This window comes from Mediterranea sp. An20, assembly GCF_002160055.1.
In the GTDB taxonomy this organism is placed as follows: Bacteria; Bacteroidota; Bacteroidia; order Bacteroidales; family Bacteroidaceae; genus Bacteroides; species Bacteroides avicola.
This window is the reverse complement of record NZ_NFJV01000019.1, coordinates 19,008-33,662: the sequence shown is the minus strand read 5'-3', so window position 1 is coordinate 33,662 and position 14,655 is coordinate 19,008. Positions and strand designations below refer to the sequence as shown.

Below are 14,655 nucleotides of genomic sequence, written 5' to 3'. Positions count from 1 at the left end.
ATAGCTGCATAGCGTAAACCTTAGAGTTATGCAGCTAAACCTTAGAGTTATGTAGCTAAACCTGCATTTTAGTGGCGTAAAGTGCCACAAATATGAATAGTTCCTATTCGTAGATACCGTTCCGATAATCCTGCAGATACTGCGTGAACGTCTTCCCAGTCTGCTGTTTGAAGAAACGCATCAGGTGGCTGGGGTCGGAGAAATGGAAATCATCTGCCAGTTCGCTGACGGTGCGGTTGGAGAAGAGCAGCTCGTTCTTCAGTTCTTCCAGCAGACGTTGTTTCAGCAGATGGGTGGCTGATACGCCAAACTGCGCCATGACCGAAGTATTCAGCGTGATACGGCTGATGTGAAGTTTGTCGGCATATTCCTGTACCCGCTGCATGGTGCGGATGTTCTGTTCCAGCAAGTCCTTGAACTGAAAAGCATAATTGTTCTTCGCGATTTCTACGGGCAACCGGTATGCGGCAGCATACGCACGGTTGATAATCAGCAACAAGTAATAGAGTACGGACACAATGAGGTTGTACGTGTCCGCCACGGGATGCAGCAATTCTTGCTTTATCTTGCCGAGCAGGCGCATGTATTCCGTCAGTTCTTCGGGCGAAGCATACAAGTAAGGTGGCGTATCGGTCTGATAATAGTACAGCAAACGATAGACAAAGAACTTGTCAGCAATGAATGTGCGCATGAAGTCCTCACGGAAAATGAGGAACGTATAGTCCAATGCCGCCTCGTCCACGTGCCACTCCTGTTGCTGGTGGGGCGAGAGGAGCAGCACCATGCCGTCGTGCAGCTCTATCTTGCGGAAGTTCAGCAACAGGAAACCGTTTGCCTTCCGAAGAAAATAGAAACTGAAGAAGTCCGTCTTGAACCGTTTGTATTCGGTCAGCACAGGGCCGATGTCCTTGTTTGTGGCGGTGTTGATGTAGAAGTCCACGCCGCAATCCGTCTTGCTGAACGGCACGCTGACCAGTCGTTCGGGGTTGATTATCTCTTTCATACGCTTGAAGTTTCCGCAAAGGTAATATATTCCTTTATCAAAATGGCATTTATTCCCCTGTTTTAGGCATAGAGGTACGGGAAGATTCTACCGAACTTTGCAACCGTAAACATTAAAAGCATAGAAGACAATGGAAACAACAACTATCCGTTTGGTGCGCAATGCCACCTTGAAAATCAATTATGCAGGGCATAACATCCTTGTTGACCCATTCTTTGCCGATAAGGGAAGCATGCAGTCGGCAATCGGCGTGTATAAGACCCCACGTGTACATCTGACCATGCCCGTCAGTGAAATAACCGAAGGGCTGGACATGGTGTTGCAGACCCATATTCATCCCGACCACTACGATGAAACCGTGAAACAACATCTACCCAAAGACATCCGTTATTATGTTCAGCCGCAAGACAAGGCGACGGTGGAGCAGGACGGCTTTACCCGGGTGGAAGTAATCGAAGACAAGGCGACAGTGGAGGGTATGGCCATTCATCGTGTGAGCGGCCATCACGGTTTCGGCAAGATTGGCGAGATAATGGGACCTGTGTCGGGCTATGTTCTGAAAGCAGAGGGCTGTCCTACGGTCTATATCATGGGCGATTGCAAATGGGAAGCCTGCATCCGCGAAACGGTGGAGCGATTCAAGCCCGACTATATCGTGGTGAACAGCGGCGGAGCGGTCTTCCCGGAGTTCTCCAAGGTAGACGGCTGCATCATCCCCGATGAAGCCGAGGTAATGCAAATGCTTGATGAACTGCCCCTGCAAATCAAGCTGATAGCCGTCCACATGGATGCTACGGACCACGGGCAGACCACTCGCGCCATCCTGCGCAACGAGGCACTGCACCACGGTGTCGATATGTCTCGCCTGCTTATCCCGGAAGACGGGGAAACCATCAAATTATAAACCTTATAAAAAAATTACAGAAATGAAGGCAATTAAGAATGTGGCAGCAGCCGAAAACTTCAACGCAATAAGCGTTGGCAAACTGAGTGAACTGAGTGACTATGTGATAGAGCTTTCGCCCGAAGTGAAGATTCCAGGAAAGGTGTTCGGAGGTGCGGTACTTCAAGCAACGGGCAGCGATTTCTCCTTCCAGATGTTCCAGCCTGGAACGGAAACGGGATTCCTACATACACACAAGAATCATGAGGAACTTTATTTCTTCCTTGCGGGAAAGGGTGAATTCCAAGTGGACGGGCAAGTGTTCCCCGTTGAAGAAGGTAGCGTAGTACGTGTGTCCCCAAGCGGAAAGCGTAGCGTGCGCAACAACGGGACAACTCCGCTCGTAATGCTCTGCGTGCAATATCGGGGCGACACGTTCACGGCAGAAGACGCAACCGACGGCGTGATTCTGAATGAACCGGTGAAGTGGTGAGAAACGAAATAGGTAGAGGCTGAACAATTTCATGTTTAACCCGTCTTTCTGTCAAGAATTATCCAAGCACCAATCTGCCCACAGACACCCCAATTTCTCTTCGGGGATACACAGCCTCCTCGTGGGGGATAAAAGGGGTGCTCGTAAGGGACAAGCAAGACCCTCGTAAGGGATAAGCAAAAGACTCGTTGGGTACAAAAGGCAATCTCCTACCAATCAACCGGTTGCAAAGGAACCTGGTAAAGAGAGGAAAAAGACACAAAAAAGGAGGTTTAATACCCACTTCCCGATGTCCGACCTGAACAACCGGGAAGTGGCAGAGCTGATGTACGAATGGTTGTGCGCGAAGGGACTGGACTGATGTTATTCAGACGTTTTCTGTATATCGCTTCTTGTCTTCTTCCGTAATCTCACGAATCACCCGGCAGGGATTTCCCGCTGCCAGTACCCGTGGTGGAATATCCCGGTTCACCACGCTGCCCGCACCGATAACCGCACCCTGACCTATCGTCACGCCCGGCAACACACTGACACCGGCTCCTATCCATACGTCATCGCCTACCGTGATGGGACGTGCATATTCCAGTCCCTGGCTCCTGCGTTCTGCATCCAGCGGATGCCCTGCCGTATAAAAGCCGCAGTTCGGAGCCACGAACACATTGTCGCCGAACTTCACCGGAGCTTCGTCGAGGATGACACAGTTCATGTTGGCAAAGAAATTCTCACCCACTTCGATGTGATAGCCGTAATCGCAGAAGAAAGGAGAGACAATCGTGCAGTTGCCCTTCACTTTACCCAATATGCGCCTTACCAACGCATCCCGTTCTTCCGCTTTGGAGGGGCGTAGCTGATTCAGTTCGTAAGTCAGATCGGCACATGCCGCACGCTCCGCCAACAGTTCTTTGTCATAGTTGGCATCGTACAACTTGCCGGCCTTCATTTTCATTTTTTCTGTTTCCATGTTTGCTTGATTTATATCCGGGGCAAAGATAACTTTTTCGTGTTACAATTGTATATAAAAACTATTCCGCCATTCCCGTTTTTTCTAATATCCGCACCATCTTCGGGCGGAAATCATTTCCCCATTGTTCCAGCATCCGGATAATGGGGATAAGGCTCCGCCCGTCGTCCGTGATGGAATATTCCACATGGGGCGGAAGTTCGGGATAGATTGTTTTCTCAATCATGCCGTGCATTTCCAGTTCTTTCAACTGCTGATTGATGACACGGGGGCTGGTATCCTCAAAATGCCGGTGCAGTTCACTGGGACGTTTGCAGCCTTTCTCCAGTTCGTAGAGGATACACGATTTCCACTTGCCACCCATGACTTCCATGGCTATGGCCACACCGCAATCCAGGTCTAAGGGTATTTTCTTCTTATACATATAAAATTCGATTTTACTAATTCGCAGGACAAAGGTATACATTTTATGACCGGAAACGGATATAGGGACAAATTTATCTGTATATGAATAATTTGCCCGTACTTGCGTCCGTGCTTATAGAATGCTATCTTCGCACCCAAAAAGGAAAAATGGACAGACACAGATTCCTGAAGCAAATGCTATTATTCACCGCCTTGTTGTATGGGACATCGTTTCCTGCCAAGGCACAAAATAACGAAATCACCATGGATAATAATCAACGTACAAAAACCATCCGGCTGGTTTATCCGCAGTGGCAAGGTGGCGACATCGCCCACTGGATAACGGAAGTGAAAGACCCGGAACAGGCTTCGAGGGGATATTACCTTGGGGCGCAGTTACTGAATTTCCTTGCACCGGACAACGGGCAAGAAACCTACACGGTTCCTGTGGCAACCGACAAGATAGAGCGTAAAGTAACCGATGGAGTTTTGGACAAAGAGGCACTCATCGCACAGACACGCGCGGCTTTGGATATTTTGAAGATAACCCATCCTGATAAAATCGTAACACTGGGCGGAGAATGTTCGGCAAGCGTCGTTCCGTTTACCTACCTTGCGGACAAATACAAAGATGACCTTGCAATGGTCTGGATTGACGCACATCCGGACATTACCTTGCCCGGCGATGCCTATGCGGGCTATCACGCCATGGCGGTAACAGCCTGCATGGGGCTGGGCGACAAACAGCTTGTTTCTGAACTGCCGATGAAGATAGCCCCTTCCAAAATCCTTTTTGTCGGATTGCGCGATTGGGAGCGTGACGAAATCAAGGTAAGGCAGGAACAATACGGCATCCAACACCTGACACCGGAAGATGTCCGCGAGAACAGTGATGCGGTACGGCAATGGTTACAATCGTGCGGAGCATCCAAGGTTGTCATACACTTTGATATGGATGTACTCGACCCGGCAGAAATCATCGCGGCGGTCGGTGTGGTCCCGGATGGAATGAAAATCGCAGAAGTGGTGCGTGTGATAAACGATATCGGGAAGGAAAAGGATATTGTCGGGCTGACCGTAGCCGAACCTATGCCCCGCACAGCCATCCGCATTAAGAACATGCTGGAACAGCTTCCGCTATTGAAATAAATTCATATTCTTCAATCCTTTCAGAAAATCGAACCTGAAATGATGGTTGTCAATCTCTCGGCTGGACATGTTTACCGCGGCATCAATGATTCCCGGTAAGCCTTCGGCGACATGCCCAGGTGTTTGGTCACGTACCGGCTGAAATAAGAGAGCGTCGTGAAGTTCATTTCTTCTGCAATCTGTACGATGGAAAGGTCGAGATTGTTGAGATATTCCTTTATCATCGGGACGGTGTAGCGGTCGATGTAATAGGTGACGCTCTTGCCCGTCTGCCGCTTTACGGTATTGGATAGGTACTTGACGGTCACGTTCAGTTGTTCGGCATAATAAGCGACTTCCCGGTATTTCTTGCTGCGTCCGCTTTCCAGCAACGCCATCAGTTCCTTCACGACATACATGCTCCTGTCCGTGGCAAATATCGGGGTACGGTTCTTGGCGTGGAAATAGAACAGGTCATAAATCAGCGGAAGAGCCAGTCCGCCTATCAGCTCGCGGTAAAACAGATGACCGGTATCGGCGATGCGGTCGCGGATATGGTGTATGTCGCGCACCAACGTCTCCGCATCCTCTTCCGACAAGGGGATGACAGGGTTGTCGTACAGGCTGATACTGCCTCCTATACCATAATTATTCGCCGGAAGCTGGTTGGAGAGGAAATCATGCGGGGCTGCCAAGACTTCCACTTTCAAATCTTCACTCTGACTGACTACATGCACTTGCTGGGGCGCATTGATGACCACGGCGTCATGTTTCTTCACATGAAACGGGCGGCCGTCGTAAGTAAAGAAGCCTTCCCCTTGCAGGCACACCATGTGCACGCACCAGCCTTTCAGTTTCACCGAGCCTATCAGTTGGAACAGGGTGGAATATACGATTTTCAGTCCTTTATCCTTTGCCATGCCGCAAAATTAGGGCATTATCCGGAGAGCGCCAAATGATTTGTGCTTTTGGTGAAACATTAGATACCTTTTGTGAAACATAAGAAGTGGAAAAGCAACGTAACTTTGCACCGTAACTAAAAACTGTAAAAGACTGGATGATATTCACGAAGACATTAAATAACAACCCCATAAAAACAACGAATTATGCAAACAGTCAAATTATCAAACGGCGTAGAAATGCCGATTTTAGGTTATGGTGTATATCAGGTAACTCCTGAAGAGTGTGAACGCTGCGTATCGGATGCCTTGAGCGTAGGCTACCGTATGATAGACACGGCGCAGGCTTACTACAACGAGGAAGGCGTGGGCCGTGCGGTGAAGAAGAGCGGCATTCCGCGCGAGGAACTGTTTCTTGTGACAAAGGTGTGGATATCCAACGCCGGGTATGAGAAGGCAAAGGCTTCCATCGACGAATCCCTCCGCAAATTGCAGACCGACTACATCGACCTGCTGCTCATCCACCAGCCCTTCAACGACTACTACGGTACTTACCGCGCCATGGAAGAAGCATACAAGGCTGGTAAGCTCCGTGCCATCGGCGTATCGAACTTCTACCCCGACCGTTTCATCGACTTGGCAGAGTTCTGCGACATCAAACCGATGGTGAACCAAGTGGAAACGCATGTGTTCAACCAGCAACGCCGGCCGCAGGAAATCATGAAGGAGTACGGCACGCAAATCATGTCGTGGGGACCATTCGCCGAAGGGCGCAACGACTTCTTCACCAATCCCGTGCTGAAAGCCATCGGCGAGAAATACGGCAAGTCCGTGGCACAGACCGCCCTGCGCTTCCTCATCCAGCGCGACGTGGTAGTCATCCCGAAGTCCACGCACAAAGAGCGCATGGAGCAGAACCTCGATGTATTCGACTTCTCCCTTTCCGCCGAAGACATGGAGACCATCGTCAAGCTGGACAAGGGCGAAAGCCTGTTCTTCTCACACTATGCTCCCGAGACGGTAAAGTGGCTGGCTAACTACGGAAAATAAAGCATGATGATTCTTTTCTGAAACGAAGAGAGGATGTATCATAATGACAAACAGCTATCATTAGCTTCGCTCAAAACCTCTTTTGACTATTTCATGAAGGTATAGTCTGTCATGTTGAGCATTGTTCTCCCCCGACAAACGGGGGAGGTAAGAGGGGGTGCGAAGCGAAGTCGAAACATCTCACTTAACCAATCTTGAGATTCCTCGGCTACGCTCGGAATGACAGAATGATAAGTAATCGCTATTTTGATACACCCTCTTTTTATGCCTGCACCCGACCGGCACCGCACCTGACAAGCAACCAATCGTAGATATTCTTTGCCTCTTGCTCCTTCAGACTTCGTATGGTAAATGACGTTCCGTTGGTGGAAAGGGTAAACCTGACGCGATGGAAGTACGGAGTAAAAGGAGTGGATACCAGGCGGACTACCTCGACGTTGCTGTATTTGACGTAGTTGTGGATGTCCGCAAACCTGCCGGCACATATCTCCAGATAATCTTCTTTCAGTATCAGACAACCGCGACGGACGGCAAGGAGACCCTTGACCAGCGATACCAGCAGCCAGGCTGCCGGCAGTGTAATCCATACCCACAGACCGGAGCAAAGCAGTACGACCGTGGCAACAAGGGAAATCAGCAGGTCCAACCACACGACATGACCCATCAGGCCGTAGCCGGAACGGGCAGAGATAATCTCTGGAGAATCCCCATAGTCCTTTCCCAGCCACCAACCCAGGAAGTCGGCTGCTGCATCCGAACCATATATTCTCACGTCCGCCCCCACTTTCTCATCGGTGGCATTGAGTGCCTGCTTCAGCACGATGGTGCTCCCATGCAGTCGTTTTTCCAGAAAATTCCGTTTCACATAGACCGTACAGACCTTATCATGCCGGAAGCGGTTGCTGTTGCGGGCAATGAGTCTGCTCTCGAAAAGCAGTTGGCCGCTTGCCATCCTCACTTCCATGTTGGAATAGCGCAAAAATACCTTGCCTATCCACAGCAGCAGTATGACCAGATAAAGGACTGCCGCGACAGCGAGCCAGACGGATGGCTGGAACGACAGCGAACCTGCGTGAGCATCCACATAGTCGATGACATGGTCCACGGCACGGTCGTCTACGGTAGTCACTGTATTGTAAAACGCAGCCAATGCAGCAAAGAGCACGGCCATGCCTTGAAGATGGTTCTGGCAGAGTGCACCCTTTATCAGATTCCAGTTGCTGAAAATCAATCTTGTACCTGGTTCGCCGTCCGCTTCCACTTCCGGCCCTTTATTCTCCTGTGTCCGTTCCTGGGTCTCCACCCGGCTCAGCAGGGCGTTCCAGTCGCTTTCGTCCAGAATCAGTTCTATTTCCGCAGATTGGGAGGCAAGCGTATCAAACAAGACTCCCCGCATGTCCAGCAGGCGGTAGACAAATCCCTGCCTGGTGCGCAAAGATTGCACCCTGTCCAACGGTATGCTGGTCGTCTCCTTGCTGAACAGCCCGTGGATAAATATCAGCTTGCCGTCCTCCATATAATATTTCCTGAAATAATAACCGACAAAGGCCGTGACCGCCGCCAGCCCCAGATAGCAGCCGACCAAGGCAGCTATGATGCCCACCGTCTCCAGAAGCGGACGCTGCCCGTCAGTTTTGAAAGCATTGATAAGGATGATGATAAGAAAAATACTCGCATACTGTCGCAAAGCCTTGACCAGAAGCACGACATAAGCACTCCCGCTCATTCGCCGGGGTTGTGAAAAATCACTTGCTTTCATTTCCCACTCTCTCGATTAAAAACGCTTTTATCTCTTCTGCCCTTTCCCGGGTCAGTCCGGGAATGGCAGTCTCCGTCATCAGCTGCGCACCGTTCACGACAGCCACCGAATAAAGTCCGAAGAGGCGTGAGACAGGATTCTGCCGGATACTTACCTGCTGGATTTTGCAGAAAGGAACCGTAGTGACGGATGGGAAGATAATCCCGCTACGGTAGGTGATGTCATGCTCGCGGATGGCAAAGCCCTTGTACGTACAGGCTTTGGGCAGAAGCAGCAGGTTGACGAAAGCCGCTATCGCCAGCAAGGACTCGGCACAAATCACAAGCATATCCTGTCCTTTGAAATCATCTGCCAGAAAAATCAAAAACGGCAGAACCATCAGTCCGACATAAGTCAGCACCGTCCCGACCAGCCGGACTCGGAGGTATCGCCTCTCAAGAGGAGTATAAACCAGATGGTCTATTCTGTCTATATTTTCCAGAGCCAATTGTCTGTTTGTCATATTACTTCCTTTTTTAACTACAAAATTAAGACATTATTTCCATAAAGCAAGCCTTCTGTCACAATTTGTTGCCCGAAGGCACGTAGCGTGCTTGGAACCAGAACGCGGTTCATTGACAGACGGCTTCTCTGACAACCCCTTAGCAGGAAACTGCCAAGCAATAAGCAGCCAGCTTCCCGGCTATAAGCAGCAGGGGCGTTATATATATGAAACAGCATACTGATTATCAACATGATATAAAGCAAGATATTCGTCAGTCACCCAAGGGGACCTTGGCTCTTCTTTATACACCCGACGAGAAGATAAGGATTACGCGCTGCAACAACGGTACGCACCCCGTTAATTATAAGCCGGAAAGGATTGGCGAATCAGATTAGTTCCAATTCCTTTGCCACCCGGCAAGCTGCAATGGCATTCCTGACCTGCAGCTTGCCTAAGATTTCCTGCCTGTGCCGGTTGACAGTATGAATTCTGATTGAAAGCGTTTCGGCTATGCCTTTGCTGGTCAACCCCTTGTCTATAAGGTCTAATACTTGCCTCTCCCTGACGGACAGAATGCGGGTGTTGTCCTGTTTCCCCATTTCTACGATACGTCCGCTGACGGAATGAATAATCACACATTGGCCGGGAATGTCCAGCAGCAGAGGACCGTAAAGACACAATGCCAACCGCAAGGTATCGTCACAAGGTCCCGGAATATAAAACATCCGGTGCAATACTGGCACATAGTCGCCGGTGGCATTCTTCATACGGAGCCGGCTTGCCAGGTAATAATCGGAGCGTTCTTTTTTAGGCCGGCGTTTCATGAAATGAAAGAAGCGGAGTTCCTGCAAGTGCTTGCCCGACAAATCATCCGGATGAATGAGCCGGAAGATTTCTTCTTCCCAGATGGAAGGAAGCCTGCCCTCCTTGCTGTTTCTGCCCATCCCCAGCATTTGCGAAAACCCTCCATAGTAAACGAAGCTGGCATTGTCCCGCATATCGCTCAATACGGCAATGGCATTTTCCATCCGTGCATAGTTGCAGGCTATGGTTTTATATCGCTCCAGCCATTCGGCATACGGTTCTTCTTCGGAGAAATCCTGCGAGAAAAATTCCCTGTTCAACCTGTTTATCGTCTTCATATCAGTTGACAAAATGGTTATTTATAGTCATTGTGCAAGCCGCCATAAGGCGTTACCTTTGCAAAGGTAAACAAAAAGAATGGTTATTATGGACATGAAAGAATTGAAAAAGCTGGCATTCAGCGGACTGATGGCCACGGCTTCACTCACCGGCATGGCGCAGTCATTGGAGAAAATGCAATGGTTCAACGAACCCGCACAGTGGGAAATCGACGGCAATACACTCATCATGGACGTTACGCCCCAGACCGATTATTGGCGCATATCCCACTATGGTTTTACCGTGGACGATGCCCCCTTCCTGTATACCCTGCGTGGAGGAGAGTTTGAAGTAAAAGTGAAGATTTCGGGCGACTACCGGACACGTTTCGACCAGTCGGGGCTGATGTTGCGCATCGACCACGAGAATTACATCAAAGCCGGTATCGAGTTTGTGGATGGCAAATACAACCTCAGTACCGTTGTCACCCACCATACAAGCGACTGGAGCATCATCCCTCTGAACAAACCCGTACCGTTCGTATGGATAAAGGCCGTGCGCCGACTGGATGCCGTAGAGATATTTTATTCCTTCGACGACAAGGAATACACCATGATGCGCAATGCCTGGCTGCAAGACAACTGTCCGGTCATGGTAGGCATCATGGGAGCCTGCCCTGACGGAAATGGCTTCAAAGCACGGTTTGATAATTTTTCCATCAAGCATCTGCCTGACCTGCGCCGGGTACAGTGGCTGGAGAAAAACAATGAGAAGAAAAACTGAAAACAAAAGTTATGAAGATAGAACACTTAGCCATTTGGGCAGACGACATAGAACTGCTTCGTGCGTTTTATATGAAGTATTTCAATTTACACTGTGGGGATAAATATACCAACCCGACTAAAAACTTCACCTCTTATTTCCTGTCTTTCGAAGAAGGGGGAACACGCATTGAACTGATGCACATCCCTGATATGGAAGCTCCGGCAAGCAGAGGAAACCTGAAAGGGCTGGCACACTTCTCCATCGCGACAGGAAACCGGGAAACGGTCGATGCACTTACCAGCCGCTTGAGGGAAGACGGTTATACCATCTTGAGCGAGCCTCGGACCACTGGCGACGGATATTATGAAAGTGCCGTTGCCGACCCGGAGGGCAACTATGTGGAGATAACGGTGTGAGACAAAGGTATGACATCCAGAGGCTATCCCGAAGAAACAAGGAGCATTTTCTGTAAAACTGGTACAACTCTCTGTAATCTTGATATATCTTCACGGCATCTGAAGCCTTACCTTTGCCATGAAATAACAAAACCCTAAAAAAGAATGCACTATGCAAACAACCGTAAGACTTTATGAACTAAGCTATGCCGAAGCCAGGACTTGGCTGGCTGCTGCATTATTCGTTATCGGCAACATCGCTTTGCCGCAACTTTTTCACCTTGTGCCTCAGGGTGGAACAACCTGGTTACCCATCTATTTCTTCACCCTTGTCGGTGCCTACAAATACGGCTGGAAGGTAGGACTTCTGACAGCGGTCGCTTCACCGGTGGTCAATTCCCTGGCATTCGGAATGCCGGCAACGGCCTCGCTCCCCGGCATACTTCTTAAATCCGTATTACTGGCCATAGCAGCCGGATATGCGGCTCACAGACTCCAGAAAGTGTCTCTGGCGATTATGCTGACAGTCGTATTATTCTATCAGTTGACCGGCACACTCGGCGAATGGATAATGAAGGGCAACTTCTATGATGCCATTCAGGACTTCCGGATTGGCATACCGGGCATGCTGCTGCAAATCTTCGGCGGTTATCTGTTTGTCAAATACTTAATACGTAAATAATGATGTTTGGAATTGGAACACAAGAAATTATTTTCATCGTACTGATACTCCTGCTGTTTTTCGGCGGAAAAAAAATCCCCGAACTGATGAAAGGCTTGGGTAAAGGAGTACGCAGTTTTAAAGAAGGCGTAAAGGGCATCGAGAACGACCTCAATGTCAATGCCCAGGACAATAAACCGGAGCAATAACCCTAAGCGGGGATTTTGTAGTATTCCAACCCTGCCAAGCGGAACGCTTGAGATCATAACGGTTATCTGCGAGAGGCTTACTGATGGGAAGACCGATAGCAAGAATCCTCGCAAGACTTCAAATATTCCTGATAACCGACATACTATTACATATTGAACGAAGTGAACGATGTTCTGAAGATGCCGCATGCAGAATATCTTTCACTTCGTTCAAACTATATGAGCCTGTTCTCCCAGAATGTTTTGAGCAGAGACAATGATAGAGAGAATACTCCAAGTTCTGTTGATAACCACAATATGACGGGATGAAAGAAAAAAAAGTCCCTTCACGCCTCACGGCGGGAAGAGACCGTTTAATAGCTAAAAGTCAAAAATCTATTATAAAGCTACTCTTGTTATTCCAGTGCCAATCCTGCATCCTCAGAATCCCAATAAGGGTTCTGGTACATCTGCGGAGCGAGGGTCAACTCCTGTATACCGATGGGTGACAGGTAGTAAGCCTTCATCCAAGTATATCCGTTATACAAGTCGTTGTTGGTCTGCGTACGCTGGTAAGGGCGCAAATACTTGCTGACCGATTCGGGCGATGCATTGGCGTTGGTCGATCCATCGGCCACCAATTCTCCATTACCCTCGCCGGCTGTCTCTGCCGTATAGTTCTGATATGCCTGATCCCAGAGATTGAAACCTTCAGGTATATAGGGATGAGTAAACAGTCTGTCCCACGAACGCCAGCGTTTCAGGTCGTCCCAGCGCATGCCTTCACCAATAAATTCACAGCGGCGTTCACGGCGAATATTGAAGAGCGTGGCATCTACCGGACCGTTACCCGACCAAGCGCTCAAGTCTTGCAGTTCCAGTTCGCGGTTGATGTCGGTAGCGGCGATAGTCTTATTATAGTCTTCGTCCACACCGGCACGGCGGCGAAGAGCCCTCCAATATTGGTCAGCTTTCGAATTAATCTGTCCCGTACGCTCGTAGCAGGCCTCGATGTAGTTGACGTATGCTTCGGCCACTCTGAAGATGGGGCAGGCATTAACTCCCAACAGTTCATCGCCCACAGATTGCGAATAGTCATAGGTATAATGCTTGCGCTGACGATAGCCGGTACGGTCCATGTTCTGCGTAGCGCTGTTGGTGATAAGCGGCTTTTCAAAAAGCTTCACCTCGCCGGCATCGGCAATACCCTGCTCGGACGGATCGGACTTCTGCACAGTGCTTTCAGCCCACACAAAGAGTTGCAGTCGCTCGTCGCGGTTGGCAAACTCCTGGTCCAGCGTCGCGTCACCCTGATAGTTGGGGCTGGCGTAGAAAGGCAGACCATCCTGCATCAGAAACGATGTAATGAAGCTGCGTGTCAGTCCGTCGTTGTCGCCCACCTTCAGACGGTTGGGGGCATCGTGGCTGATGCTCAGAGCCTTGTTGTATTCTTTCCACAGCAAAACCTCGGGCACGCTTCCCAGCGAAGTCTGGCTGAACATCTCGAAATAGGGGTTCCAGCCGTATATCTCTCCGTAGGCAGGATTGATGACGTGGCTGTTTTCAGTCAGGGTCAAGCCGGGATAATCTGCCACAGCACTGGCTGCCTCCATGGCTTGATCGAGGAAGAAGTTAATTTCTTCTTGTATGTTACCGCTGAATGTGCCACCCGGCCAGTTGGAGTCGCCCGGTACACGACCAGTGCCTTGATGATATTTCTCGAAGGTTGCTTCAAACAAAGCCACCCTGGACTTATACAATTGCGCCGTCTGTTTGTTGATGCGCTGGTTGTTCAGGAATCCCACATCGTTCAAGCGGGCAATTGCCTTGTCGAGATCAGAAAGGATGAAGCGGGCCACCTCGTTACGCGGAGCACGCACGGATTTCTCCTGCAGGTATCCTTCTTCGTTGGGCAACACCTCGGTGATGATGGGCAGATCTCCGAATTTCACCAGAGCATTGTAGTAAGCCAGAGCGCGGAAGAAATATGCCTCGCCGATGTAATGCGACAGGTTATTGTCATCGTTCTGTATCGAAGCCTCTTTGGGCTCTACGGTATTAATCAGGTAATTCCACACACGGATACGTCCATAGTCCGATACCAGATTCTGCCCTGCCGACGACTCCCATTGTTTGGCAAAATACGCCAGATTGCTGCCATTGGCCACTTCGCCTTCCACAAGATTATCGGTGTACTGGTCGTTGTTGGCCAAGCCGGAGTTCCAGCTTTGGGGGTGGAACAGGGACTGTCCCTGAGAATTTATCAGATAACCATTGTAGTAGTTGTTCAGATAAGCCCCCACCTGACTGGCCGTAGTAAAGTAGGATTCGGGCGTCACGCTGGTAATAGGCTGACGATCCAGGAAGTCCTCGCAGGAAGTCAACGCTGTTCCGCTCAAGCAGATGAGCGAATAGAGAGAGATATGTTTTATTATATTCAGTTTCATAATTGTAGCTGT

17 protein-coding genes are annotated in these 14,655 nt (G+C 49.7%); 9 read left to right on the top strand and 8 right to left on the bottom strand.

Going from position 1 to position 14,655, the window contains the following annotated elements; translation table 11 throughout:
- Nucleotides 1-103 precede the first annotated feature (103 nt).
- Nucleotides 104-1,003 (bottom strand): AraC family transcriptional regulator, encoded by a 900-nt coding sequence (locus tag B5F34_RS11420; protein WP_087339002.1) that lies wholly within the window; start codon nucleotides 1,001-1,003, stop codon nucleotides 104-106.
- Between the two features lie 130 nt (nucleotides 1,004-1,133).
- On the opposite strand from B5F34_RS11420, the gene B5F34_RS11415 reads away from it, so the two are divergent.
- Together B5F34_RS11415 and B5F34_RS11410 are read left to right on the top strand one after the other, a co-directional pair.
- On the top strand, nucleotides 1,134-1,907 hold the full coding sequence (locus B5F34_RS11415; RefSeq protein WP_087339000.1) for an MBL fold metallo-hydrolase: 774 nt from the start codon (nucleotides 1,134-1,136) through the stop codon (nucleotides 1,905-1,907).
- A 22-nt stretch (nucleotides 1,908-1,929) separates the two neighbouring features.
- The gene (locus tag B5F34_RS11410; protein ID WP_087338997.1) at nucleotides 1,930-2,379 is read left to right on the top strand and encodes a cupin domain-containing protein; all 450 of its coding nucleotides are present in this window, start codon (nucleotides 1,930-1,932) and stop codon (nucleotides 2,377-2,379) included.
- Nucleotides 2,380-2,746: 367 nt separating this feature from the next.
- Here the strand turns inward: B5F34_RS11410 and B5F34_RS11405 are convergent, their stop codons facing one another.
- A complete protein-coding gene (locus tag B5F34_RS11405; RefSeq protein WP_087338994.1) occupies nucleotides 2,747-3,340 on the bottom strand; it encodes a sugar O-acetyltransferase in 594 nt (197 codons plus the stop codon).
- Nucleotides 3,341-3,401: 61 nt separating this feature from the next.
- Nucleotides 3,402-3,764, bottom strand: coding sequence for a helix-turn-helix domain-containing protein (locus B5F34_RS11400; protein WP_041583985.1), 363 nt, complete (start codon nucleotides 3,762-3,764; stop codon nucleotides 3,402-3,404).
- Between the two features lie 245 nt (nucleotides 3,765-4,009).
- Here B5F34_RS11400 and B5F34_RS11395 point away from each other — a divergent pair, with 245 nt between their 5' ends.
- Entirely contained in the window at nucleotides 4,010-4,894 is an 885-nt protein-coding gene (locus tag B5F34_RS11395) for an arginase family protein (protein WP_239448932.1), read from the top strand.
- A gap of 71 nt (nucleotides 4,895-4,965) precedes the next feature.
- Here B5F34_RS11395 and B5F34_RS11390 read toward each other — a convergent pair whose 3' ends face one another.
- Complete coding sequence (locus B5F34_RS11390) at nucleotides 4,966-5,793, bottom strand: helix-turn-helix domain-containing protein (RefSeq protein WP_087338992.1); 828 nt, start codon at nucleotides 5,791-5,793, stop codon at nucleotides 4,966-4,968.
- A 186-nt stretch (nucleotides 5,794-5,979) separates the two neighbouring features.
- Here B5F34_RS11390 and B5F34_RS11385 point away from each other — a divergent pair, with 186 nt between their 5' ends.
- Nucleotides 5,980-6,822, top strand: a complete 843-nt coding sequence (locus B5F34_RS11385; protein ID WP_087338989.1) for an aldo/keto reductase — start codon at nucleotides 5,980-5,982, stop codon at nucleotides 6,820-6,822.
- 262 nt (nucleotides 6,823-7,084) lie between these two features.
- Here the strand turns inward: B5F34_RS11385 and B5F34_RS11380 are convergent, their stop codons facing one another.
- Both B5F34_RS11380 and B5F34_RS11375 read right to left on the bottom strand, forming a co-directional pair.
- Entirely contained in the window at nucleotides 7,085-8,581 is a 1,497-nt protein-coding gene (locus B5F34_RS11380; RefSeq protein ID WP_087338986.1) for a PH domain-containing protein, read from the bottom strand.
- Nucleotides 8,568-9,083 (bottom strand): PH domain-containing protein, encoded by a 516-nt coding sequence (locus B5F34_RS11375; RefSeq protein WP_087338983.1) that lies wholly within the window; start codon nucleotides 9,081-9,083, stop codon nucleotides 8,568-8,570. The genes B5F34_RS11380 and B5F34_RS11375 overlap by 14 nt, the downstream gene beginning before the upstream one ends.
- Nucleotides 9,084-9,289: 206 nt before the next feature.
- Between B5F34_RS11375 and B5F34_RS17600 the strand changes: the two genes are divergently transcribed.
- Nucleotides 9,290-9,460, top strand: a complete 171-nt coding sequence (locus B5F34_RS17600) for a hypothetical protein (protein WP_162609328.1) — start codon at nucleotides 9,290-9,292, stop codon at nucleotides 9,458-9,460.
- On the opposite strand, the gene B5F34_RS11370 is transcribed toward B5F34_RS17600, so the two are convergent.
- On the bottom strand, nucleotides 9,452-10,207 hold the full coding sequence (locus B5F34_RS11370; protein ID WP_087338980.1) for a helix-turn-helix transcriptional regulator: 756 nt from the start codon (nucleotides 10,205-10,207) through the stop codon (nucleotides 9,452-9,454). The genes B5F34_RS17600 and B5F34_RS11370 overlap by 9 nt on opposite strands.
- A gap of 130 nt (nucleotides 10,208-10,337) precedes the next feature.
- Here B5F34_RS11370 and B5F34_RS11365 point away from each other — a divergent pair, with 130 nt between their 5' ends.
- The 4 genes from B5F34_RS11365 (at nucleotide 10,338) to B5F34_RS11350 (ending at nucleotide 12,217) form a co-directional block, all read left to right on the top strand.
- Complete coding sequence (locus B5F34_RS11365) at nucleotides 10,338-10,970, top strand: DUF1349 domain-containing protein (RefSeq protein ID WP_087339127.1); 633 nt, start codon at nucleotides 10,338-10,340, stop codon at nucleotides 10,968-10,970.
- Between the two features lie 11 nt (nucleotides 10,971-10,981).
- Nucleotides 10,982-11,368, top strand: coding sequence for a VOC family protein (locus B5F34_RS11360; RefSeq protein ID WP_087338977.1), 387 nt, complete (start codon nucleotides 10,982-10,984; stop codon nucleotides 11,366-11,368).
- A gap of 151 nt (nucleotides 11,369-11,519) precedes the next feature.
- Complete coding sequence (locus tag B5F34_RS11355; protein WP_087338973.1) at nucleotides 11,520-12,029, top strand: ECF transporter S component; 510 nt, start codon at nucleotides 11,520-11,522, stop codon at nucleotides 12,027-12,029.
- Nucleotides 12,030-12,031: 2 nt separating this feature from the next.
- Nucleotides 12,032-12,217: a twin-arginine translocase TatA/TatE family subunit gene (locus B5F34_RS11350; RefSeq protein WP_087338970.1), complete on the top strand. Its 186-nt coding sequence runs from the start codon at nucleotides 12,032-12,034 to the stop codon at nucleotides 12,215-12,217.
- Nucleotides 12,218-12,612: 395 nt separating this feature from the next.
- Here the strand turns inward: B5F34_RS11350 and B5F34_RS11345 are convergent, their stop codons facing one another.
- Nucleotides 12,613-14,643, bottom strand: coding sequence for a RagB/SusD family nutrient uptake outer membrane protein (locus B5F34_RS11345; RefSeq protein ID WP_087338968.1), 2,031 nt, complete (start codon nucleotides 14,641-14,643; stop codon nucleotides 12,613-12,615).
- Nucleotides 14,644-14,655: the final 12 nt, after the last annotated feature.